The sequence below is a fragment of the Serratia nematodiphila DZ0503SBS1 genome (genome assembly GCF_000738675.1).
Taxonomy (GTDB): Bacteria; Pseudomonadota; Gammaproteobacteria; order Enterobacterales; family Enterobacteriaceae; genus Serratia; species Serratia nematodiphila.
Map to the genome: position 1 here is coordinate 98,012 of NZ_JPUX01000002.1, position 22,164 is coordinate 120,175.

A 22,164-nucleotide genomic window follows, 5' to 3' on the forward strand; every position below is an offset into this window, starting at 1 on the left:
CTGAGGAACGGCGCAAAAAAGGCCCGTTAAGGATGTCGTTATCTACTTCCGGCAGAGCGCCCTCCGCGCTGCTGCCCATCTGTCTGTTAATCATCGCCATGGTGTCTATCCAAAGCGGTGCCTCGTTAGCCAAAAGCCTGTTCCCGATCGTGGGCGCGGAAGGCATTACGACGCTGCGTCTTTTCATCGGCACCCTGATTCTGTTCATTATCTTCCGCCCGTGGCGTATGCGCATCGTCGCCGGCAGCCGCTTGCCGCTGTTGATTTACGGCCTGTCGCTCGGCGCGATGAACTACCTGTTCTACCTGTCGTTGCGCACCGTGCCGCTCGGCATCGCCGTGGCGCTGGAGTTTACCGGCCCGCTGGCGGTGGCCATGTTCTCGTCGCGGCGGCCGATTGACTTCCTTTGGGTGGCGTTGGCGATCGCCGGGCTGTGGTTCCTGCTGCCGCTTGGTCACGACGTAGGCGGAATCGACCCGTTGGGTGCCGCCTGCGCACTCGGCGCCGGCGCCTGCTGGGCGGTGTATATCATCTTCGGCCAGAAGGCCGGCGGCGATCACGGCCCCGGCACGGTGGCGCTCGGCTCGCTGATCGCCGCGTTGGTGTTCTGCCCGATCGGCGCCTGGCAAACCGGCAGCGTGCTGTTCAACGTTGAGATTCTGCCGATAGCGCTGGCGGTGGCGATCCTCTCCACCGCGCTGCCTTATTCGCTGGAGATCATCGCGCTGCCCAAAATTCCGGCGCGCACCTTCGGCACCTTGATGAGCCTGGAACCGGCGATGGCGGCGTTATCCGGCATGCTGTTCCTCGGCGAACACCTGAGCGGCGTGCAATGGCTGGCGCTGGCGGCGATCATCGCCGCCTCCATGGGCTCCGCCCTCACCATTCGCCCCAAACCTCGCCTCGAAAGCCTTTCCTGATGACCCGACTCGCCTGCAGACCGCAACGTCGGAATGCAGGCGGGTTAACTGTTTTCCTCGTGACAAGTCGGCATACTTCCCCTTAGCCTGTATCGCAGGCTCTTTGGACTTTCGCTCACATGGAGAATAACAGTGATTCACAACAGCCTGTTCAACCCACGCTTCGGCCGCGGACTCGCGCCGGCGCTGGTTTCAACCCTGACCGAATTGCGCCGATGCGACCTGCCAGAACTGGCGCTGGGGCATCACCCGATCGACGGCGACAACATCTTTATGGACGTGATGACGCTGACCACCGCGCCGGCGGCGGAAAAGCGCGCCGAAATGCATCAGGAATACATCGCGCTGCATCTGCTGATCAGCGGTGAAGAGCGCATCGAATACGGCCTGGCGGGCAATGGGCATCGCGAACAACCCCACACGGAGAATAGCGATCTGCTGCTGCTGGACATCAAACGCCACCCGCAAACGCTGCACATGACGCACGGCATGTTCGCCCTCTTTTTCCAGATGGAACCGCACAAGACCGGCTGCGTGTGGCAGCGGCCGCAGCACATCAAGAAAGCGGTGGTGAGGATCCATCACCGTCTGCTGCTGTGAACCTGCAGCAGCGCCCGTAGAAAATCGGCGGCCTGGCGGGGTGAACGCAGGCGCACGAAACGGCGCCCGGCGTCGGGACGAGCCATCTCCGCCAGGTATTTTCGCCGGTTCTTCGAGTAAGTGCGGATCGTCCAAAGCACGATCGACTCGCGGCTGAAGAAAGAACGGCGGAAGCTTTCCCGATTGCCGGTGCCCGGCCACAGCTCGCTTTTGCCGGCCGCGCGTCGGCACGCGCGGCGCACGGCCTGCCACAACGTGCGGCCGAAACCGTAGTCCAGCCACAGAATATAATCGACCTCGCGCCACTTGACCGGCTGCGTGCGGCTGTAATTGCCGTCCAGCACCCAGCCATCCCCCGCTTCGGCCAGCGTCTGTTCAAGCCGCGCCAGGAACTCATCATCGGGCGTTCCCTGCCATTCAGGCCGCCAATACAGCCTGTCCATCTCGATATAGGGCACGCCAAGCCGTTCCGCCAGTTGACGCGCCAGGGTGCTTTTACCGCTGCCGCTGGTGCCGACGACGTTAATTTTCATTATTCGCCCTATAAAGAGAGAGGATAATTACCCTACTGTAGCGGCATCAATTACCGCTATCAATATGAATGGATGAGAAATTAACACCACGATAACAAAGCGGATATTTAGCCGAAACCCGCAGGCGAAAAAATAAAATAACCAAGGTAAATTTTCACAGCCATAAATAACAAATCAGTAAATGACAAATAATTATATTTTTCATGCTATTGCATTAAATAAAAATTCAACCAGACCCATTATCCGTAGGCTAACCCTATTTGTACAATAGCCATTTTCGTCCGGCAAAAATAAACAGCCCTGCTATAATTGATCCCGTAACGAAATAGGACAACGACTAATCAAGAGGATATCTGATATGAGTACCGCTAAACTGGTGAAAACGAAATCTTCTGATCTGCTGTATACCCGTAACGATCTGGACGAAAAAATCAAACTGGCCGCCATCAAGGCGCTGAACCACCAGGTCGTGCAATTCATCGATCTTTCGTTGATCACCAAACAGGCGCACTGGAACATGCGTGGCGCGAACTTTATCGCGGTTCATGAAATGCTGGACGGCTTCCGCACCGCCATCATCGAGCACCAGGACACCTTCGCCGAGCGCGTGGTGCAGCTGGGCGGCGTGGCGCTGGGCACCGTACAGGTGGTGAACGATCGCACGCCGCTGAAAAGCTATCCGACCAATATCCACAGCGTGCAAGAACACCTGAAAGCGCTGGCCGATCGCTATGGCGCGGTAGCGAACGACATCCGTAAAGCCATTACCGAAGTGGAAGACGAAGACACCGCCGATATGTTCACCGCCGCCTCGCGCGATCTGGACAAGTTCCTGTGGTTCATCGAATCCAACATCGAATAACGCCGCAACGCGTTGCAGACCGCCCGTCGTGCCGGGCAGAACAGGCTGGGCTTCGCCCGGCCTGTTTTCTTTTGTGCGGCCGTTGAATTGTGCAAAAAACGGCCCATATTAAACGGTAGGTTTCCCTTGTCAGGAGGTGATGATGGCCAGCGGCTGGGCGGCGGACGGCGCCGTACAAGATCAAATTGATTCCACCGTCGACGATGCGGTGCAGCGCGCGCGTGATGCGCTCGGGCATGGCGAGAGCGAACGCTATTGCCAGGAATGCGGAGAACCGATCCCCGAGGCGCGCCGCCAGGCGCTGAAGGGGGTGCGTTTTTGCGTCGCCTGCCAGGCCGAACAAGACAAAAAACACGCGGCCACCAGCCTGTACAACCGGCGCGGCAGCAAAGACAGCCAGTTGCGCTAGCATTATCATCTGCTCCCCTTTTTCCCCTCTCGCAGTCACGCTTGCACCGTCAGTGCATCATGAAAGTTAGAGTTAGTTATCAATATTGAAGCAAAAACGTTAAAGAACGGTTGTTTCACAGCCAAAATTTGGTTAATGATAGCCTCGTGCACCAAGATAATTCTTACGCACCATTTCGGTGCCTCATTGTGGTGCACAACCATAACTATTCGCCGTCACGGCACAACATCACGCAGTAACTCTTTGTTTTTATAGTAGTTGAAAACATGGCACGATTTTTTCATGGTACCAACTGCAATATAAAAAATGGGTAATCCGCAACCTGTACAGGAATTCCTCTCATGAAGTCGATTTTTAAAGTCTCCCTGGCCGCACTCTCCCTGGCCTTTGCCGTAAGTTCCCACGCAGCAGACAAACTGGTGGTCGCCACCGACACCGCTTTCGTTCCTTTTGAGTTCAAGCAAGGCGACAAATATGTCGGCTTCGACATCGACCTGTGGGCCGCCGTCGCCAAAGAGCTGAAGCTGGACTACACCCTGAAACCGATGGACTTCGGCGGCATCATTCCGGCGCTGCAGACCAAAAACGTCGATCTGGCGCTGGCCGGCATAACCATCACCGATGAGCGCAAGAAAGCCATCGACTTCTCGGACGGTTACTACAAGAGCGGCCTGCTGGTCATGGTCAATGCCGACAACAACAGCGTGAAAGGCATCGACGATCTGAATGGTAAAGTGGTGGCGGTGAAGAGCGGCACCGGCTCGGTGGATTACGCCAAGCAGCACATCAAAACCAAGGATCTGCGTCAGTTCCCGAACATTGACAACGCTTATATGGAACTGGGCACCAAGCGCGCCGACGCGGTGCTGCACGACACGCCAAACATCCTATACTTCATCAAAACGGCCGGCGCCGGCAAGTTCAAAACCGTCGGCGATTCGCTGGAAGCGCAGCAGTATGGCATCGCCTTCCCTAAAGGCAGCGATGCGCTGCGCGAGAAGGTGAACGGCGCGCTGAAAACCCTGCGTGAGAACGGCACCTATAACGAAATCTACAAGAAGTGGTTCGGCACCGAACCTAAGTAAGCGGTGAACTTGGCACGCTATTAACTTAAGCACAGGGGGTCGCTTAACCCCCTGCGCTTCGTTGTATCTGATACCCACGTTTGGGATCACCGGGAGAAATATCATGCAGTTCGACTGGAGCGCCATCTGGCCCGCCATTCCTATCTTGTTAGAGGGCGCCAAAATGACCCTGTGGATTTCGGTCCTCGGTCTGATTGGCGGCCTGATCATCGGCCTCGTCGCCGGCTTTGCCCGCACCTACGGCGGATGGATCGCCAACCACATCGCGTTGGTGTTTATCGAAGTGATCCGCGGCACGCCGATCGTGGTGCAGGTGATGTTCATCTACTTCGCCCTGCCGATGGCGTTCACCGATTTGCGCATCGATCCGTTCACCGCGGCGGTGGTGACCATCATGATCAACTCCGGCGCCTACATCGCGGAAATCACCCGCGGCGCGGTGCTGTCTATCCATAACGGTTTCCGCGAAGCCGGGCTGGCGCTCGGCCTGTCGCGCCGCGAAACCATCCGCTACGTCATTATGCCGCTGGCGCTGCGCCGCATGCTGCCGCCGCTGGGCAACCAGTGGATCATCAGCATCAAAGATACCTCGCTGTTCATCGTGATCGGCGTGGCGGAGCTGACCCGTCAGGGTCAGGAAATTATTGCCGGTAACTTCCGCGCGCTGGAAATCTGGAGCGCCGTGGCGGTTATCTACCTGATTATTACCCTGGTGCTGAGCTTCGTGCTGCGTCGTCTGGAAAGAAGGATGAAAATCCTGTGATTGAATTTAAAAACGTCTCCAAGCATTTTGGCCAAACCCAGGTGCTGCACAACATCGATTTGAAGATCGACAAAGGCGAAGTGGTGGTGATCATCGGGCCGTCCGGCTCCGGCAAATCCACCCTGCTGCGCTGCATCAACAAGCTGGAAGAGGTGACCAGCGGCGATCTGATCGTCGATGGCCTGAAAGCCAACGATCCGAAAGTGGACGATCGGTTGATCCGCCAGGAAGCCGGTATGGTATTCCAGCAGTTCTACCTGTTCCCGCACCTGACGGCGCTGGAAAACGTCGCCTTCGGCCCGATCCGCGTGCGCGGCGCGAAGAAGTCCGATGCGGAAAAGCTGGCGCGCGAGCTGCTGGCCAAGGTCGGTCTGGCGGAGCGCGCCCACCACTACCCGTCCGAGCTGTCGGGCGGCCAGCAGCAGCGCGTGGCGATCGCGCGCGCGCTGGCGGTGAAGCCGAAAATGATGCTGTTCGACGAGCCGACCTCCGCGCTCGATCCGGAGCTGCGCCACGAAGTGCTGAAGGTGATGCAGGATCTGGCCGAGGAAGGCATGACGATGGTCATCGTTACCCATGAAGTCGGCTTTGCCGAAAAAGTGGCGTCGCGCCTGATCTTTATCGACAAGGGCCGGATTGCCGAAGACGGCAACCCGCACGATCTGATCAACCATCCGCCAAGCCCGCGTCTGCAGGAATTCCTGCAGCACGTGTCCTGATCCTGGCGGTTTCACGGCGGGCGTTGCACGCGCCCGCCGCTTTCATTCCGCACGCTCTCCCACGCCCCGTCGCGCCACCTTTCCTACTATATTGATTGTTTTTCATCGTATTGCTTTTACATCCGCCGATCACAGAACGCCAAAGAGAGGAACCATGCCGCCAAACGCAGACTCCCGACGAGGTTCTCATCTGCGAGAACACCTGCTTTTCCTGCTGCTGCTGTTGACCCTGAACGTCTTCGCACCACCGGCGCTGGCGCAAAATGCGCCGCCCGCGCCCGCCGACAAGAGCGAGCAACAGAAAGCCGCCTACGCCGCGCTGGCTGAGCTGCTGCAAGACGACAAAGCGCGCGCGGAACTCATTAACCACCTGAAACAGACCGCCGGCGACGCCCCCGCCGCCGCGCCGGCAACGCCGGAGGAATCGACGCCCGCTACGCTGAGCGACAGCCTGAACTCGCTGGCGCAGGAAGGCATCGGCACCTTTAACCAAAAGCTCGGCGCGCTGCAAAAGCTGATCGACTCCGGCCCGAAGCGCGTTTTCAATCCCGCCGGCTTTTTCCGCGCGCTGGGCTACTTTCTGCTGACGGTGGCGGTCACCTTTGCGCTGTTCCACCTGATCCGGCGGCTGATCGCGCCGCTGTACAAGCGCATGGGCAGTTGGGGGCACAACGCCAGGCTGCAGCGCGGCCCGTGGTATAAGCGCCCCGCCGCCATTCTCGGCGCTTTCGCCATCGATCTGCTAGTGCTGCTGCTGGCGCTGGCGGCAGGCAACCTGTTTGCCCGCCACGTCCACGCCGACAGCGCCACCATCCTGCGGCTGCAGACCCTGTTTCTCAGCGCCTTCGCGGTGATTGAATTTTTCAAGGCGGTGCTGCGGCTGATTTTCGCCCCCAGCTTCGACTATCTGCGCCCATTCCCCTTCAGCGATCGGAGCGCGCGCTATTGGAACACCCGCCTCGCCTGGCTCAGCGGCCTGATCGGCTATGGCCTGATGGTGGTGGTGCCGGTGGTGGCGGTGCAGATCAGCTATTCGGCCGCCGCCGCCGTCAACCTGGTGGTGATGCTGGCGCTGACGCTGTACGCCATTTGGCTGATCCTGCACAACCGCAAACCGATACAGCAACAGATCAACCTGCTGGCCGAACGGTCGATGGCGTTTTTCAGCGTGATCCTGCGCGGGCTGGGGCATGTCTGGCATCTGTTGGCGATCGCCTATTTTCTGGTGTTGTTCGTGCTGTCCCAGTTCGACATCGGCAACAGCCTGCGCTTTATGATGAGCGCCACGGTGAAAAGCCTGTTGGTGGTCGGCGTCGGCGCGCTGCTGTCCGGCATGCTGACCCGCTGGATTTTCCGCCGCATTTCGCTGCCGACCGACGTCAATCTGCGCTATCCGATGCTCGAGCGGCGCATCAACTCTTACATCCCCAACGGGTTGAAGATACTGCGGGTGATGGTGGTGCTGGCAGTGACGCTGTTTCTGCTCGATGCCTGGCATCTGATCAACCTGTATCAATGGGCGGGCAGCGAAAATGGCCAGCGGACGCTCGGCGGGCTGGTGCATATTCTGCTGATCCTGTTGATCGCCGTGTTCAGCTGGACGCTGATGGCCAGCATCATCGAGCACCGCCTGGCGCTGGAGCTGAGCAACGGCGTGCGGCCGAGCGCGCGCGAACGCACGCTGCTGACGCTGTTTCGCAACGTGTTGGCTATCGTTATCAGCACCATCACCGTGATGATCGTGCTGTCGCAGATCGGACTGAACATCGCGCCGCTGCTGGCGGGTGCCGGCGCGCTGGGGCTGGCCATCAGCTTCGGCGCCCAGACGCTGGTGAAAGACGTGATTACCGGCGTGTTCATCCAGTTCGAAAACGGCATGAACACCGGCGAGTACGTCACCGTCAGCGGCATCACCGGCACCGTGGAGCGCATGACCATCCGCTCGATCGGCCTGCGCGACGACTACGGCGTCTATCACATCGTGCCGTACTCTTCGATCACCACGCTGGCCAACTATGCGCGTGAGTTCGGGGTATACCGCGCCAATTACACCGTCAGCCGCGACGAGGACATCGATCGGGTCAATGAGGTGCTGCATCAGGCCATCGAGGCGCTGAAGCAGGATGAACAGGTGAAGCATTTCCTGATTGGCGAGCCGGTCTTCAACGGCGTGGTGGCGCTGGGCGATCGCTCGTTCACCACCCGCGTGACGGTGCGCACGCAGGCGCTGAAACAGTGGGTGGTGCAATACGCCCTCGACCGGCTGGTGAAAATCCATTTCGATCGGGCCGGCATCGGCATGCCGCAGCAGGCGATGCAGATTTCCCGCGCACCGCAGCCGCATGACGAGCAGGCGCCGCCCGCGGCGATCTGAGGTTAGCGCCCGCGCCCGCAGGGCTGAGCGGCCAGGAAGGCCGCCACATCCTGCCGGTAGGCGTCGTATTGCACCGAGCGCGGGGCAAACAGGCCCACCACGTTGATCAGCCACGGATGGCGGGCGAACAGCGGCTTGACCATCACATGATCGGCCTCGTCGATGCGCGTCACCGTCAGCAGCGAGGCCGGGATCGTTTGCCGATACACGCGCTCGGTTTCGTCCGCGTCCACGTTGACGTCGCGCCCCCCCAGGATCAGGTGCACCGGCGTGACGAAATACCGCAATCCCGCCGTCGCGTCGCTGGCCATGTTGGCGCGGATAAAGCGCCAGCGGTCGGCGCTCAATGCAGCGGCGGCGCCAAACTCACGGCGGTACTGTTCGTAGCCGTCCGGCTGTTCGAGCAGCGTTTGGATGTGGCGCCAGTGCGCCTCGCGCGCGGCGATCGACGCTTCATCGTCCCCTGCCGCCACCATCGCCGCCCGGGTGTTGTAGCGCCCCTGCCGCAGCCAGTTGATCGCCGGCGCCACCGCCAGCGTAAACGCGATGTCGGGGCGCAAACGCGCCACCTCCGGCATCACCCACCCCGCCTGGCTGGTGCCCCACAGCCCCACGCAGCGCGCATCGAAGCGCCCGTCCTGCCGGGCCCAGTCGATGATATCGGCGGTTTCCCGCGCGCGATCCGCCATGGTCTGATGCAGCCAGTTGCCGCCGGAGCCGCCCACGCCCGGCTTATCGAAGGCTAAAACCGCATAGCCCTGCTGCGCCATCGTCTCCCAAATGCCGTAATAGCCTTCGTCGCGGCTGGCGTTGGCCGGCCCATCGCCGTGCACGAACACCACCACGCCGGGCTTCACCGGCGCATGCTCCGGCAGCACCAGCGTGCCGGTCAGCCGATTGCCGCCGGCGGTCACCACCACCGGTTCGGTGACAAAGCGAAAGTCGTTGACGTAAATCACCCAGCCGAGCGCCGGCAGGAGCAGCGCCACGATGAACAGCCCTATTCTGCGCACGTCGCCTCCCCGCTGCGTTTCTCCATCAACACCCAGTCGGCCTGGCCGAACAGCAAGCCCAGCGAGGCGTAATGTTCTTCGCGCCGCACCTGAAAACCGCAGCGCTGATACAGACGCTGCGCATCGACGTTGCGCCGGCTGACGTGCAGGCTCAGGCGCCGGCCTGCGCCTTGTTCGGCGGCGTAGTCATTCATCCACTGCAGCAGTCGCCTGCCCACCCCTTTGCCACGCTGACTCTCGGCCACCGCCAGGTAGGAAAGATACAGCTCATCGGCCGCCGGGGTGTGCTGCAACACCGCAATTTGCAGATACATGCGCCAAACGTTCAGCCAGCCATAGCGGCGACACAGCCGCCAAATCGGCAAGGCGCGCGGACGCAGCCCGGCGCGGTTCTCGCCATCGATGGCATTCAGGGCAAAGGCCGCCACCACCTGTTCATCCTGTTTCACCACGAAGCTGCGCTCCCGGCTGCCGCTTTGCTTCCAACTCCACAGCCGATAGAACAGACGCCACTGAAGGCGGGCGCTCAGATGGCGCGCGCGCTGGAATTTGTCGCAGAACGCGGCGTAGATCAACGCCGCCGTTTGCAGACGGTCAGCGTCGCGATAAGGCTCAATGTGCAACATATCAACCTCGACTAGAGTTGGCGGTAGAGCAGTTGCTCCAACAGCCGCACCGGCGTGATCGCCTCCGGCGAAGGCGACGCGAAGATAGCCTGCCGCCAGGCCTGGCTTTCGATCACGTCCAGCACCAGCTGCGCGAGCGGCAAGGGCGCTATCGCCGGCGCGATCTCGCCGATTTGCTGAGCCTCGGCGATCGTCGTCGCCAGCGCCTCAATCAACTGCCGCTGGTTGGCGCTGAACGGCTCGGCCAATGCCGGGTTGCGCGCCACTTCAGCCACAATTTCCGCCGACAGTTGCACATTGTCCGGTTCGGCGACAAAAGCGTGATAGGCGGTGAAAAAAGCCGACAGCGCCTGTTTCGGCCGCTTTTTCTCGGCCAGCAATGCGGCGGCGAACTCGGCGAATACGCCGTTTTCCAGCAGCGCGATCTCGCCGATCAGCGCCTCCTTGCCGGAAAAATGGTTATAGAGGTTGCCCACGCTGACGCCCGCCGCCTGGGCGATATCCCGCATGCTGGTCTGGTGAAATCCCTTATGGGTAAAGCTGTGCAGCGCAGCGTCGACAATCTTTTCTCGGTTTCCCATCGGCAGCTCCCGAAACGGTGAAGGGGGGCGCCTGGCGCCATCGAATAAATATGAACGAACGTTCGTTCATATTTAAGAATAGCATAGGCCGGTAAAATTGAACCGCGGCTCAACGGCGCAGAGATCGGTGGGAAGAGACAAACGCCGCCCCGCTTTCAGGGGCGGTGCCCGGCAAACTCAGTGCAGCGCGTCGCCCTGCTTCACCGACGTAAACGCCTGCATCAGTTTCACGACGTCATGCATGCCGATGTTGACCTGGTTGATCACTTCTCCGGCGTCATGGGTCAATGCCACACCGCCGCCGGCCTGTTCCACGCAGGTCGCCATACCGGCGATCGCCGCCGCCACGCCTTGCTGGATAGACTTGGTCATGCGTTCGATCTCGGTCGCCGCCTTGCGCGACTGTTCCGCCAGCGTGCGCACCTCGTTGGCCACCACCGCAAAACCGCGCCCGTGCTCACCGGCATGGGCGGCTTCAATGGAGGCGTTAATCGCCAGCAGATTGGTTTGCGAGGCAATTTTACGAATGGCTTCGACGATGGTGCCGATCTGCTGAGAGCACTTGCCAAGCTCGGTGACCACGTCCGACGTTTCGCGCGCCGCCGCTTCGACCTGCTGCATGCCCTTCACCGCCTGCTGCACGATGACCGCGCCCTGCGCCGCCTGCCGGTCGGTATCGAGCGACAGATGATGCGCGTTGCGCACCATCTCTTCTTCGTGCTGCTGCTGTTGCATCAACCGGGTGATGTCCTGGGCGATCTTCACCACTTTCACCACCTGGCCGTCGTTGTCGAGGATCGGGTTATAGCTGGCCTCCAGCCAGACCCGTTCGCCGCGCCGGTTGACGCGCTCAAAACGCCCGGTGATGAACTCGCCGCGCGCCAGGCGCTGCCAGTGCCGCCGATAGTCGTCGGAAGCGGCGAACGCCGGCGGGCACAGCACCGCATGCGACTGCCCGCACGCCTCATCCAGCCGATAGCCCATCAGCGCCAGCATATTGTCGTTGGCGCTGACAATGTCGCCCTGCGGCGTGAAAGAAATCATCGCCATCGAGCGATTCAGCGCCGCCAGCAGGCTGCGGTGTTCCTGCGCCTGGGTCACTCGCTCGGTCACTTCGCTGGCGATCTTGACGATTTCCACCACCTTACCCTGTTTATTCAGCACCGGCGCATAGGTGCCCTGCAGCCACACCGCCTCGCCGTTTTTCGCGATGCGCTTTATCGTGTCCGTGATGGGTTGCCCTTTATTCAGCGTCTCCCAATGTTCGCGATATAACGGGCTGGCGACATAATTAGGATCGCAGAAAATACGGTGATGCCGGCCTATCACGTCATCGCGTTGAAATCCGAGCGTGCTGAGAAAGAGATCGTTGGCGCGCAATACCGTGCCGTCGGGCGAGAATACAATCATGGGAACGGCGTGTTCTATCGCGCTCAGTTCGGCGCCTTTGTGGGTAGTTAACTGACTGAATCGTAACAGCATAGGGTGTAGTCCTTGTGGCAGATGATGGCGCTTTTCTTATTTTGTCTGGCCACATGCCGCGCCCACACGCAGACGTGCCATCGCGGAAGGTACGGGCAGCGCCGAACCTTCTGGTTATTGCTCTTAACCGGATTAAATTTATTTATTCAGTAAAGTAATTATTCGAATTTAAATAAACCAATAACCTAAGATTTTTATTATTAAATGCGTAATGAGAATAACGTAAGTGATGAAAATTGAAAGGTAAAATGCGGATTTTTGTCGGCGCCGGCAGGATAACCGGCGCCGTTGAGCTAACACATCGCCTCTTACGCGACCAGCGGCTCCGGCTCGACCACCGTGCCGTTGAGCATGATTTCCGGCACATAGCGCAGTTCATTGAGCAAACTTTGATGGTCCTGCCCCAAGAGCAGGATGACGCTGTCCGCGGCATCCAGACGGTGGTCATCATTGTTATCGACAATGAGGTAGCTGCTGTTTTGCTCGCCGAGAACGCTGCTGACCCCGACCTTGGCGCTCAATGCTCCAGGCTGACCGAGATCGAGCAACGCGGCCAACAGCTGGCTGGCGCTGCTGCCCTGTTCGGCCGTCAGGGCGCCGATTCTCGCCTCCACGCCTTGCGCATCGCTGACGCCATAATCCGCCAGCTTCCCGCCGCCGGCCCCCTGAGCGATCCGCAGACCTGAAAGCACATCGTCGATGCTGCCCTGCGTCAGCGAAAAGTCTTTTAACGTCACGCCTGACGCCGCCGTGCTGCTCTGCAGCGTAACGTGGCTTTTCCCTGCGCCGGCGACGATCGTCGTGTCTCCCTGCACGTTAAATTGATCGCTGCCTCCTCCGCCTTTGACCAACAGCTGTTCGCCCTGTAGCCCAAGATCTTCCAGCAGCGGCGCCAATTTGGCCTGCGCGCCACCACTTAACGGCAGCAAGCCCAACATTTGAATGATCGTGCCGTCACCGCTGCCGCCATGAGAGGACGTCAGGGTGAACCCATTACCGGCAAAGGCCGAAGCGTCAACCTGGCGGACCTGAGTGTACCCCTCCGTTAGCGTCAGGTTGAAATTCGCGCCGCCGGACAACGTAATGTCTTGCACCTGATCATTTTGCCCCGTAAGCGTCAAGGCGCCATTTCCCCAGCCGCCGGTGTTAATGGCAACCAATGTCAATGGATTTTCATCGCCATGCGAGTCAAGCGCCAATGAGCCGGCATTACCGCGCCCGGAGAACAACAGGTCGAAACGATCGGTGGCATTCTCAAGGAAGGCTATCTCCAGCCGGCTGTCCGCATGATCACCGATGCCGCTGATTTCAAGGCGCGCCGCATCGGCATTGGCGTTGATCACCTTGACGTTATCCGCCCACCCGGACAGCAACAATCCCTCACGGCCAAGCGCCTGCGCCGCCCGGCTCTGCACGACCGTCCCTCCGTCCGTTCCCTCTACGGTGGCGTTGCCGCTCAGCACCCCGTAGTCAAACACATGAGCGCTCGTCGCCAGCGCTTTCGTGCTGTAACCGTTCCAACCGATTTGCGTCAGCGTAGCTTCCGCCTGGCCGATGTAACCCGCCATATCTATCTGTTCGAAATGACTGAAATTGGCGGCATTGCTGCTCACCGTACTGATGCGCACGCCAAAAAGATCGAGCGTCGAGGTCATTTTGACGATCAGGTTGGCGGACAAAATATCGTGCCCGTCACCGCCATCGGCGCTGAATATCCACCCCACATGATTGGCGCCGCCATCGGCATTGCCTCCCCACAGTAGGCTGTCATTGCCGTTGTTCAGAGAAAAGTGCCCTTGGGCGGCGGCGAGATCGGCCTGCGAAGTGAGCTGCACCCGATCGTCGCCATGGGTGCCATGCAATGTCACATTGGCATTGTTTACCGTCATCTCCACCCCATACCGAGCCGCAGGGTTATTATGCAGCCGGATATCCGCCGCAGCGTCGCCATTGACGATCAGGTAAGAAAGCTGCGAGGCATAGCTCAGGTCAACCGTAACGTCCGCGTCAGCATCCAGGAACACCCTGAACAGCACGGCGGTTTCCGCATTGCTCAGCGTATGGTGAGCATGCGTATTCACCGTACCCGACGCGTTGCCGCCGCCCTCGCTGGTGGCGAGAGAAGCAGTCGTTTTATACGCCAGGCTGGCGCCGACATCGCGCGCGAACATCCACTGTTCATACTGAACGTCACCTGCCGGCGGCGCATTGATCAGATCGGCGATCACCGCCTGCGTGACCAGTGCCTTGTCGCCGCCCAACGCCCGATAGTGTTCCAACTGCTGTTCATCCGCCGCCCGGCCATGCACCGCCTGATAGACGTGCTGAATAAAGTCGTCCCCCTGCAAACCACCGATCTGCGCCTGAAATTCCGGCGTCGCCAGAAGGGCCGAGACCAATTCGGTATAGCTCAAGGTGCCGGAGGCCAGCGTTTTGCTCCAATTGTCCAGCGAGACGCTGTCCACCGCCCGCTCGGGCAATGCACGGAACAGCGCCGCTATCTGCTCCAGATACTCGGTCGCCGGCAGTTCGCCCGGTGAATATTCCTGGCCCGCCGCATTGAAATGCTGTTGAGCCGCCGCATCTTCCGGCGCCACCACCCCGCGCAACTGCGCGATCATATCCACCAGCAGATCGCCGCGCGTCGCGCCTTCCGCCAGCCGTTGCTGGTAAGCGGCCAGTTCAGGCGCCGTCGGCGGCCGTTCGAATCCCTGTGCGAACAGATGCAAAATGAAGTCATGATCGGAAAGATCGTTAAGCGGCAGGGTGGCAATCTTGCTCTGCGCCAACCCAGCCAGATCGCCCCCCTGATTGAGCAGCTTGCCGTCATGCGCAATTTCATCGGTCTGCCAGGGCGCTCGCAGCAGATAAAACATCGCCTGCGCGTCGCCGCTTCCGCCGGCGGCATCGGCGGCCGTGCCGGGGTACAAACCTTCAGCAATGCGCTGATCGAGCGCATCACGCTGCGCCAGCATCACCGGATCGTCCCCCAGATAGTTGAAGAGGTCGATGACGACGCTGGCGACAGCGCTGTTGAAATGCCCCTGTTGCAGTAAGGCATTGATGTAATCCGGATCGGGAGCGGTATTGTAAACGGAGAAATAAACCTGGCTGAGAATGTCGTATTCGCTTTGGCCGCTCATCCAACCGGCATCGGGTTGGCTCATTAAAATGCTGGCCATATAGGCGGGCGGCTGGCTGCCGATATCAAATGCGCTGTCGTAGTAATCGATTTCCGCCGCCGTCGGCAAACGCCCGAAAATGCCGATGATTAAGGCGCCGACCTCTTGTTGCGTAGCTAAAGGAATCATAATAAATCCCGTCAGTGTAATGGACTAAGTTCGCGGCATGGCTGCGCCGCGGCCTGTCTCCTACATCGCGAAGAGAGACATTGCACACTGCCTGGAGGGGTTTTTATAGGTATGACTACAGTTAAGAAATGCTGATGCGATAAGTCAATAAAACGGGGAAAACCGATCCTCGGTATGGGACTTTGCTCCCATACCGAAGCACCTGAAGACCTAGCGCCAGCGTTCGGCTGCCCAGGCGGCCTGTTGCTCGGCGTCGTGGAAGGTCCAGGCGACGAAGCGGCTGATCTTCTGCCCTTGCGCCATCTCGACGGTGCGCACCTCGGCCGCCCCCGCCACTTTCAGCGCATGGTAGATGGCCGGCAACGTGGTGTTTTTCGAGATAAGCGAGGTGAACCACAAGCAGTTGTTGGCCTTGCTGACGCTCTCTTCCACCATCTTGCGCACAAAGGCTTCTTCGCCGCCTTCGCACCACAGCTCGTTGTTCTTGCCGCCGAAGTTTTGCACCGGCTTGTCGGCCACTTCCCCTTTGCCCAGTTTATGCAGCTTGCGGCGGGTGCTGGCGCGCGCTTCCTGCTCGGACGCGTGGAACGGCGGGTTGCACAAGGTGGCGTCGAATTTCTCGGCCGCGCCGATGATGCCGCTAAAAATCAGCTCAGGCTGTTTTTGCAGCCGCAGACGCACGCTGTTGCGCAGCGTCGGGTTCATCTCGACGATCATTTTGGCGGCGTTCAGCGACACCGGATCGATTTCGGAGCCGGTGAAACGCCAGCCGTATTCGCGCAGGCCGACGATCGGGTAAATGCAGTTGGCGCCGACGCCGACGTCGAGGATAGCCACGCCCTTGCCGCGCGGGATCTCGCCGCCGTTGCTGGTCGCCAGCAGATCCGCCAGGTGGTGCAGATAGTCGGCGCGGCCGGGGATCGGCGGGCACAGGTAATCAGCCGGAATATCCCAGTGTTCGATGCCGTAAAAGTGTTGCAGCAACGCACGGTTGAGCATTTTCACCGCCGCCGGATCGGCGAAGTCCACCGAGACATCGCCCCAGGCGTTCGGTTTTACGAACGGCGCCAACGCCGGGCAGCTGGCGATCAGCGCCGGGAAGTCGTAGCGCGAACGATGACGGTTGCGCGGATGCAGGCCGCTTTTCTGCTGCGGGAAGGTTTTCTTTTTTTCCACCGTGACGGGCTCTCTTGAAGGTATTTCCGGCGCGTAAGATAACACATCCGGCCCGGAATGGCGCAGCGGCGGGAAACCCGGCACAATGAAAGCTTCATCGATTGCCACAGGGGCCCCCATGAGCCGTGAATCTCGTTATTATTATGAACCCGCCGCCGGCCACGGCCTGCCGCACGATCCGCTGAACGCCATCGTCGGCCCGCGCCCCATCGGCTGGATCTCTTCCCGCAGCACCGCCGGCTTGCGTAATCTGGCGCCCTACAGCTTTTTCAACTGCTTCAACTACCGCCCGCCAATCATCGGTTTCGCCAGCACCGGCTGGAAAGACAGCGTGGCGAATATCGTGGAAACCGGCGAGTTCGTCTGGAACCTGGCGACGCGCCCGTTGGCGGAAGCGATGAACAACAGTTCCATCAACCTGCCGCGCGGTGAGGACGAATTCGCCTTCGCCGGCGTCACGCCGCTGCCCGGGCGCCGGGTCAAAGCCGAGCGCGTGGCCGAAAGCCCGGTGAACTTCGAATGCCGCCTGACCCAATGCATTCAGCTGCAAACCGCCGCAGGGGAACAGGTGGAGACCTGGCTAGTGTTGGGCGAAGTGGTGGCGGTGCATCTCGATCCGGCGCTGCTGGATGAACACGGCGTTTACCAGACCGCCGCCGCCGAACCGATCCTGCGCGCCGGCGGCCCGAGCGCCTACTACGGCATTTCGGAACAGCACCGGTTCGACCTGACGCGCCCGACGCGCTGATCGTCTCCCCCCGTTTATCTCGGATGTAAACGGGGGATTAACAATCAAAAAATCTGAACAAAACTATCAACACTCTCCGATTTCATCCCGCCTGTCACTGCGCAATAATCTTCCCATCGAAAGGCAACACCCTTTCTCCCTAATTCACTTTGACAGGAATGACCAACATGAAAACCATCAAAACTTTTGCTGCCGCTATCGCCCTAGCTACCGTTTCTTTCACCACTTTCGCCGCTGAACACGTCAGCGCGCAGGATGCCGCCCAATTCGAAAAAGCCGGCGTGATCGTCGCCAGCGGCGCGACCGACCTGAGCAGCTTGAAATCCCAGTTGGCCGCCAAAGCCGATGCGGCGGGCGCCAAGGCTTTCACCATCACCTCCACCAGCGGCAATAACCTGATGCACGCCACCGCGGTTATCTACAAATAATCGCCGCCCCAGACGTCAAAAAGCCCGCCGGCTATCACCCCGGCGGGCTTTTTTTATGTTCGCGTGCGTCAGCGCTGAATGGGTACGACAGCGAGTTTTTTGCCGTCCGCTTTGTCCGCACCCCACGCGTAAACGAGCCGGAAAATTCTGTCACCAACAGGCAGAACCCCTGTATTCAGTGGGGTTTGCACACACATTTTTTTACCTGCCCATAGCTGGACTAACGGGAGAGGATGATTATCATGTTACGCAGACTACAGATGCAGAGAGCGTTGTATGCAACATATCATTGAAGGTTTCCTCAGTTTCCAGAAAGAGATTTTCCCGCAGCGCAAGGAACTGTTCCGCAGCCTTGCCTCCAGCCAAAATCCCAAAGCGCTGTTTATCTCATGCTCTGACAGCCGTTTAGTGCCCGAGCTGGTCACACAGCAAGAACCTGGGCAGCTTTTCGTTATCCGTAACGCCGGCAACATCGTCCCTTCCTTCGGCCCGGAGCCGGGCGGCGTCTCTGCCACCATCGAGTATGCAGTGGTGGCGTTGGGAGTTACCGATATCGTGATTTGTGGCCACTCGAACTGCGGCGCCATGAAGGCTATCGCGTCCTGCCAGTGCCTCGACCCCATGCCTGCGGTAGCTCACTGGCTGCACTATGCCGATGCGGCAAAAGCGGTGGTCGAGAAGAAAACGTGGCATAGCGAAACAGACAAAGTTAACGCTATGGTGGAAGAGAACGTTATAGCTCAGCTAAATAATATCAAAACCCACCCTTCTGTGGCGGTGGGTCTGCGCAACAGCGGGCTGCGCCTGCACGGCTGGGTGTACGATATCGAAAGCGGCGAAATTCGCACGCTGGATAGAAACACCAAGAGCTTCGTGTCTTTGGCCGATAATCCCGACGTCTATTTCGAATAAAATCACGCCTGGTTTTAACCATTAAATAAAATCCACGCTTCCGCGTGGATTTTACTGTCAGCCTTAAACCAAACGCGCCTCTATCGCCGCAGCGAAGCCGCGGCACATCCGTTCGTCACCGTCGGCGTTGTCTGCCAATACCGTCTCGCCATCCACCACCCGAATATGCGCCTGCAAATCGAAATCCGCCGGCGGCTGCGGGCGTGCAGCGGCGGCGGCCATCGTCTGCTGCGCCTCATGCCACGCCTGCGCCACCGTCTGGTTGCAGGCCTGCGCCAGATAGTCCGGATTAAACCCTTCGCCGGTCAGGCTGCGCAGCGTGTCGTCGTGGCTGACGCTGTTGCCCGGCAACCAGTAGTGTTGCGCCAGATCCGGGCCAATGGCCGGGTTGTCCGTCAGATAACCGTCGCGCTGCAGGAAGAAGTGACGGGTTTGCTCCACCGCCATCATCGCCAGCAAATAACCCTGATAGGAACAGGCGGACTCCAGCGACAGCAGGTGCGGGATCGCCAACGTCGGGCGCGGGCTGCCGCTGATGCCGAGGATCTTCTGCTCAACCTCACGCGCCAGCGCGGTGATGGCTTCCGGCGTGCGCTGCTCGTCATCCCACTGATACAGCGCCCACTCGAAGTACGGCACCAGCAGGATATGGCGTTCGTTGAACGCGCGCATCGGCTGGCGCGCCGCGATGCCGGCTTCGATCAGCGCATCGGGCACCGCTTCGCCGGCGGCGTTTTTCGCATAGCGTTTCAGCCAATCGGCGTCGTCCAGCAGGCTGTCGCAGAACATCGACTGGGTTTCGGCATAGGCCATCGAAGTCGGCGGGAACTCCTGCGAGAAGCACGGCGCATTCTGGCGAATGTTGGCGAAGTGCGCCGCATGGCCGCCCTCGTGGAACAGGGTGTTTAGCCCGTAAGCGCCGCTGCCCACCTGCCCCGGCTGCGCCAGGCTGGTGAAGTTGATGCGCGCGGGCACCCATTCCCCCTGGCGTACAAACGGCGGCACCGGGCCGTGCATGAAGCCGTTCTCATACTTGCCTTTGCGCACCAGCAGATCGAGATTCATCTCCGCGCCGCCAAAACCGATGTGCAGGCGTTTGAAGCTGTCGACCCAGCGTTCCAACGAACGGGAAAACGGGAAGTAAGGATCCAGTTGGCGGGTGACGTCGCCGGCGCTGGCGAAGCGGACGTTCCATGGCTCCAGCGCCTGGCTGCCCTTCTCGGCCGCCAGCTGCTGCAGGCTGCGCGCGTTGGCCTCGCGGGTTTCCCGCTCGAAACGATCCAGAATGGCGAACAGCTGCTCCGGCGTCATGCGCTCGGTTTTGTTCACCTTGTAGTCGAAATAGTTGCGATAGCCCATCTGGCGCGCAAAGCGGTTGCGCAGGCCAATCAGCTCCGGCAGGCCGTTATGCAGCAGCCATTGCTCCAGATCGCGCAGCGCCTGCTGCGAGCTGCGGCGATAGTCTTCGTTCGGGTTGGTCGCCTGATTGGTCAACAGCTCGCCGAGCGAAGCCGCCACGCGTCGGCCGTCGGCGTTCAGATGGGTGACCTGATAGCCCTTGCGGCGCGAGTAGAGATCGGATTCGGCGTGGATGATCTGATCCAACAGCGCCTGCGCCTGAGGATCTTCGATGGCGTTGCAGTCGAAAAAGCGCAGCCAACCCTGCAGGCCGTGGATCAGCGCATCGCGCTGCGCCTCCTGCGGCAACGCCTCCAGCCCGGCCAGCAGAGTGCGGATCTCCCCGAGCCGGCGCGGTTCGGCGACGAAGCGCTTATAGGCGCTTTCGGCGGCGGAAAAGCGCGCCGAGACGTCTTCACCGCCGGTGCCCATGTAGTTTTGCCAGAACAGCTCTTCTTTGGCGCGGTGTACGTCGAGGTAATCCTGGTTCAATTGATTGAAGTAATCGAGAGCCTGTTGCATAACCGTCCTTCTCAGCCGATGAGGAAATATCCCAGTATAGTCGCGCTCAGGCCTGATGCAGGCGTTTCAGCCCCTGCTCCAGCGTCTCGCTCTCGCCGGCGGCCACCAGGCAACAGGCGACCTGCCGCTGGATGGCCTGCGGGATCGCCACCTCGCCCGCCAGGCAGCGCTCGGTCCAGCGCGCGGTGGTTGCCGCGTCTTTCGCCGCCGGCAATGCCGGCGTTTCATCCTGCAAGGTGCGCTCCAGCAATACGCGCTGTTCGCCGCCGACGATATGGTGAATCTGCGGGCAGCGCAGCGGGTTGGCGTAGGCTTCGCCTTCGGTGCCGTGCATCAACAGCCCGCGGGCGCCGATCTGGCGGAAAAACGACGCCACTCGGCCAACATACTCCGGATGTGAGACGCTGGCGAGGCGCAGCGCATCCTGTTCGCCAAACGGCGTCGCCAGCTTGGCCAGCGTATGGGCGCTGTTGCGCACTCCCATGCGCCAACGCAACCCGAGCTGCCGCGCCAGCGGCGCCGACAGCGTGGAAACCGGCATGAATACCGCCTCGCCGTTATCGAGACGCTGTTGGGCGTGAGCGGCCTGTTCCGACCACGGCAGCCCAAGCGCGCGGAAAATCTCGGCGCTGGTCACGCGGGTGCTGTCGTCCAGCACGCCGTGCACCACCACCGGCAGGCCCACTTTCGCCAGCAGCAGCGCCAGCAGCGGCGTCAGGTTGGCCTGCTTGCGCGCGCCGTTGTAGCTCGGCAGCACCACCGGTAATGGCCTCCCCTGCGGCGCCTGCAACGGCAAGACCTGCTGTTGCATCGCCTGGTAAAAACCCAGCATCTCTTCTTCGGCTTCGCCCTTGATACGCAGCGCGATCAGAATGCCGCCCAACTCCAGCTCGGGGACCTCCCCGGCCAGCATCGCCTGATACAGCTCAAAGGCGGTCTGTCGGTCCAGGTCGCGCGCATGGTTTTTGCCGCGGCCTATTTCTTTGATAATTTTGGTGTAATCCATCCGAAGGTTCCCTCAGCTCACTCTTCGGTTAGCATACCCTATCCGCGCCGCCGCTCAACCTCCGCCGCCAGTCGCTGCTGCGCTTCATCGCCCTCGCGCAGCCCGGCGATCACCCCGCCGGCATCCTCGGCGCTGCGGTTTTGGCTCATTTTCCATTTGCCTTCGCGCCGGGTGACGGCGATCTCAATGCCGACGATGCCTTTAAGCTGTGCGGCGATGTAGTTGGCCGGCGCATCCTCGAGCCGCCAGGGTTCAGGACGCCGCCCTTCCTGCTGCGCAGTGAGATCGATCAGTTGGCGGCGCAGCCAGGCCGGGTCGTCCGTCACCGTCGGCACGCCATGCAGTTGCACCACGCTGTAATTCCAGGTCGGCACCACCTTGCCGGTCTGGCGCTTGCTCGGGTACCAGCCGGGCGACACATAGCCCCCCTGGCCCTGAAAAATCACCAGACATTCCGCCGCCTGTTGCAACCGTCGCCAGTGCTCGTTGGCGCGCGACAGGTGTGCCCGCAGCCGGATCTGCCCCTGTTCGACATCGGCCAGAAACGGCAGCGGATCGGCCGTCAATCCCTGCTCGCCGTGGCTGACCAACAGCCCCAGCGGGTGGGCGCGCACCAACGCCAGTTGGGCATCCAGATCGTCTTCGCGAAATGCGGCGGGCTGAAACATCAGTGTGGCTCCTTATCGCTCTCTCATA

General features: G+C 60.4%; 21 protein-coding genes. 11 read left to right on the top strand and 10 right to left on the bottom strand.

The features are described from left to right. The first annotated feature begins 32 nt into the window (after positions 1 to 32). Positions 33 to 920: a threonine/homoserine exporter RhtA gene (gene rhtA / locus JL05_RS21045; protein ID WP_033633752.1), complete on the top strand. Its 888-nt coding sequence runs from the start codon at positions 33 to 35 to the stop codon at positions 918 to 920. 132 nt (positions 921 to 1,052) lie between these two features. Beyond that, a complete protein-coding gene (gene nanQ, locus JL05_RS21050; RefSeq protein ID WP_033633753.1) occupies positions 1,053 to 1,520 on the top strand; it encodes an N-acetylneuraminate anomerase in 468 nt (155 codons plus the stop codon). On the opposite strand, the gene JL05_RS21055 is transcribed toward nanQ, so the two are convergent. Beyond that, on the bottom strand, positions 1,502 to 2,053 hold the full coding sequence (locus JL05_RS21055; protein ID WP_033633754.1) for an AAA family ATPase: 552 nt from the start codon (positions 2,051 to 2,053) through the stop codon (positions 1,502 to 1,504). The genes nanQ and JL05_RS21055 overlap by 19 nt on opposite strands. 358 nt (positions 2,054 to 2,411) lie before the next feature. On the opposite strand from JL05_RS21055, the gene dps reads away from it, so the two are divergent. From dps to ybiO, 6 genes are all read left to right on the top strand, one after another. Next, on the top strand, positions 2,412 to 2,915 hold the full coding sequence (dps, locus tag JL05_RS21060; protein ID WP_016928514.1) for a DNA starvation/stationary phase protection protein Dps: 504 nt from the start codon (positions 2,412 to 2,414) through the stop codon (positions 2,913 to 2,915). 142 nt (positions 2,916 to 3,057) lie between these two features. After that, positions 3,058 to 3,324 (top strand): DksA/TraR family C4-type zinc finger protein, encoded by a 267-nt coding sequence (locus tag JL05_RS21065; protein WP_033633755.1) that lies wholly within the window; start codon positions 3,058 to 3,060, stop codon positions 3,322 to 3,324. A gap of 341 nt (positions 3,325 to 3,665) precedes the next feature. After that, positions 3,666 to 4,409: a glutamine ABC transporter substrate-binding protein GlnH gene (glnH, locus tag JL05_RS21070; protein WP_016928516.1), complete on the top strand. Its 744-nt coding sequence runs from the start codon at positions 3,666 to 3,668 to the stop codon at positions 4,407 to 4,409. Between the two features lie 103 nt (positions 4,410 to 4,512). Next, positions 4,513 to 5,172, top strand: a complete 660-nt coding sequence (gene glnP / locus JL05_RS21075; RefSeq protein WP_004939229.1) for a glutamine ABC transporter permease GlnP — start codon at positions 4,513 to 4,515, stop codon at positions 5,170 to 5,172. After that, complete coding sequence (gene glnQ, locus JL05_RS21080) at positions 5,169 to 5,891, top strand: glutamine ABC transporter ATP-binding protein GlnQ (protein ID WP_004939230.1); 723 nt, start codon at positions 5,169 to 5,171, stop codon at positions 5,889 to 5,891. The genes glnP and glnQ overlap by 4 nt, the downstream gene beginning before the upstream one ends. A gap of 154 nt (positions 5,892 to 6,045) precedes the next feature. After that, on the top strand, positions 6,046 to 8,265 hold the full coding sequence (gene ybiO, locus JL05_RS21085; protein WP_033633756.1) for a mechanosensitive channel protein: 2,220 nt from the start codon (positions 6,046 to 6,048) through the stop codon (positions 8,263 to 8,265). A gap of 2 nt (positions 8,266 to 8,267) precedes the next feature. On the opposite strand, the gene JL05_RS21090 is transcribed toward ybiO, so the two are convergent. The 6 genes from JL05_RS21090 to rlmF form a co-directional block, all read right to left on the bottom strand. Beyond that, on the bottom strand, positions 8,268 to 9,278 hold the full coding sequence (locus tag JL05_RS21090; protein WP_033633757.1) for an alpha/beta hydrolase family protein: 1,011 nt from the start codon (positions 9,276 to 9,278) through the stop codon (positions 8,268 to 8,270). Further along, entirely contained in the window at positions 9,266 to 9,904 is a 639-nt protein-coding gene (locus tag JL05_RS21095) for a GNAT family N-acetyltransferase (protein WP_033633759.1), read from the bottom strand. Before JL05_RS21095 ends, JL05_RS21090 begins: the two co-directional genes overlap by 13 nt. Positions 9,905 to 9,915: 11 nt before the next feature. Then, a complete protein-coding gene (locus JL05_RS21100; protein ID WP_033633760.1) occupies positions 9,916 to 10,485 on the bottom strand; it encodes a TetR/AcrR family transcriptional regulator in 570 nt (189 codons plus the stop codon). A 177-nt stretch (positions 10,486 to 10,662) separates the two neighbouring features. Continuing rightward, positions 10,663 to 11,967 (bottom strand): methyl-accepting chemotaxis protein, encoded by a 1,305-nt coding sequence (locus JL05_RS21105; RefSeq protein ID WP_033633761.1) that lies wholly within the window; start codon positions 11,965 to 11,967, stop codon positions 10,663 to 10,665. A 308-nt stretch (positions 11,968 to 12,275) separates the two neighbouring features. Then, the gene (locus tag JL05_RS21110; protein WP_033633762.1) at positions 12,276 to 15,278 is read right to left on the bottom strand and encodes a DUF4214 domain-containing protein; all 3,003 of its coding nucleotides are present in this window, start codon (positions 15,276 to 15,278) and stop codon (positions 12,276 to 12,278) included. 210 nt (positions 15,279 to 15,488) lie between these two features. Further along, positions 15,489 to 16,454 carry a 23S rRNA (adenine(1618)-N(6))-methyltransferase RlmF gene (gene rlmF / locus JL05_RS21115; protein ID WP_167333741.1) on the bottom strand — a complete coding sequence of 322 codons (966 nt, stop codon included), beginning with the start codon at positions 16,452 to 16,454 and terminating at the stop codon, positions 15,489 to 15,491. 118 nt (positions 16,455 to 16,572) lie between these two features. On the opposite strand from rlmF, the gene JL05_RS21120 reads away from it, so the two are divergent. The 3 genes from JL05_RS21120 to JL05_RS21130 all read left to right on the top strand — a co-directional run bounded on the left by JL05_RS21120 (position 16,573) and on the right by JL05_RS21130 (position 18,542). Further along, positions 16,573 to 17,202: a flavin reductase family protein gene (locus JL05_RS21120; RefSeq protein WP_033633763.1), complete on the top strand. Its 630-nt coding sequence runs from the start codon at positions 16,573 to 16,575 to the stop codon at positions 17,200 to 17,202. 167 nt (positions 17,203 to 17,369) lie between these two features. Beyond that, the gene (bhsA, locus tag JL05_RS21125) at positions 17,370 to 17,630 is read left to right on the top strand and encodes a multiple stress resistance protein BhsA (protein WP_015377148.1); all 261 of its coding nucleotides are present in this window, start codon (positions 17,370 to 17,372) and stop codon (positions 17,628 to 17,630) included. A gap of 276 nt (positions 17,631 to 17,906) precedes the next feature. Continuing rightward, positions 17,907 to 18,542 carry a carbonic anhydrase gene (locus JL05_RS21130; RefSeq protein WP_033633764.1) on the top strand — a complete coding sequence of 212 codons (636 nt, stop codon included), beginning with the start codon at positions 17,907 to 17,909 and terminating at the stop codon, positions 18,540 to 18,542. A gap of 63 nt (positions 18,543 to 18,605) precedes the next feature. On the opposite strand, the gene JL05_RS21135 is transcribed toward JL05_RS21130, so the two are convergent. The 3 genes from JL05_RS21135 to JL05_RS21145 are packed head-to-tail and all read right to left on the bottom strand — an operon-like array spanning position 18,606 to position 22,136. Beyond that, positions 18,606 to 20,462 (bottom strand): M3 family metallopeptidase, encoded by a 1,857-nt coding sequence (locus JL05_RS21135; protein ID WP_033633765.1) that lies wholly within the window; start codon positions 20,460 to 20,462, stop codon positions 18,606 to 18,608. 46 nt (positions 20,463 to 20,508) lie between these two features. Further along, positions 20,509 to 21,468: a DNA-binding protein YbiB gene (gene ybiB / locus JL05_RS21140; protein ID WP_033633766.1), complete on the bottom strand. Its 960-nt coding sequence runs from the start codon at positions 21,466 to 21,468 to the stop codon at positions 20,509 to 20,511. Between the two features lie 38 nt (positions 21,469 to 21,506). Next, entirely contained in the window at positions 21,507 to 22,136 is a 630-nt protein-coding gene (locus JL05_RS21145; protein WP_033633767.1) for an FMN-binding negative transcriptional regulator, read from the bottom strand. Between the last annotated feature and the right edge of the window lie 28 nt (positions 22,137 to 22,164).

What these genes read in the sequence shown, in the direction of transcription:
- rhtA (WP_033633752.1), top strand. Translation starts at nt 33, where the DNA reads ATGTCGTTATCTACTTCCGGCAGAGCGCCCTCCGCGCTGCTGCCCATC.
- JL05_RS21055 (WP_033633754.1), bottom strand. Translation starts at nt 2,053, where the DNA reads ATGAAAATTAACGTCGTCGGCACCAGCGGCAGCGGTAAAAGCACCCTG.
- dps (WP_016928514.1), top strand. Translation starts at nt 2,412, where the DNA reads ATGAGTACCGCTAAACTGGTGAAAACGAAATCTTCTGATCTGCTGTAT.
- JL05_RS21065 (WP_033633755.1), top strand. Translation starts at nt 3,058, where the DNA reads ATGGCCAGCGGCTGGGCGGCGGACGGCGCCGTACAAGATCAAATTGAT.
- glnH (WP_016928516.1), top strand. Translation starts at nt 3,666, where the DNA reads ATGAAGTCGATTTTTAAAGTCTCCCTGGCCGCACTCTCCCTGGCCTTT.
- glnP (WP_004939229.1), top strand. Translation starts at nt 4,513, where the DNA reads ATGCAGTTCGACTGGAGCGCCATCTGGCCCGCCATTCCTATCTTGTTA.
- ybiO (WP_033633756.1), top strand. Translation starts at nt 6,046, where the DNA reads ATGCCGCCAAACGCAGACTCCCGACGAGGTTCTCATCTGCGAGAACAC.
- JL05_RS21095 (WP_033633759.1), bottom strand. Translation starts at nt 9,904, where the DNA reads ATGTTGCACATTGAGCCTTATCGCGACGCTGACCGTCTGCAAACGGCG.
- JL05_RS21100 (WP_033633760.1), bottom strand. Translation starts at nt 10,485, where the DNA reads ATGGGAAACCGAGAAAAGATTGTCGACGCTGCGCTGCACAGCTTTACC.
- JL05_RS21105 (WP_033633761.1), bottom strand. Translation starts at nt 11,967, where the DNA reads ATGCTGTTACGATTCAGTCAGTTAACTACCCACAAAGGCGCCGAACTG.
- JL05_RS21110 (WP_033633762.1), bottom strand. Translation starts at nt 15,278, where the DNA reads ATGATTCCTTTAGCTACGCAACAAGAGGTCGGCGCCTTAATCATCGGC.
- JL05_RS21120 (WP_033633763.1), top strand. Translation starts at nt 16,573, where the DNA reads ATGAGCCGTGAATCTCGTTATTATTATGAACCCGCCGCCGGCCACGGC.
- bhsA (WP_015377148.1), top strand. Translation starts at nt 17,370, where the DNA reads ATGAAAACCATCAAAACTTTTGCTGCCGCTATCGCCCTAGCTACCGTT.
- JL05_RS21130 (WP_033633764.1), top strand. Translation starts at nt 17,907, where the DNA reads ATGCAACATATCATTGAAGGTTTCCTCAGTTTCCAGAAAGAGATTTTC.
- JL05_RS21135 (WP_033633765.1), bottom strand. Translation starts at nt 20,462, where the DNA reads ATGCAACAGGCTCTCGATTACTTCAATCAATTGAACCAGGATTACCTC.
- ybiB (WP_033633766.1), bottom strand. Translation starts at nt 21,468, where the DNA reads ATGGATTACACCAAAATTATCAAAGAAATAGGCCGCGGCAAAAACCAT.
- JL05_RS21145 (WP_033633767.1), bottom strand. Translation starts at nt 22,136, where the DNA reads ATGTTTCAGCCCGCCGCATTTCGCGAAGACGATCTGGATGCCCAACTG.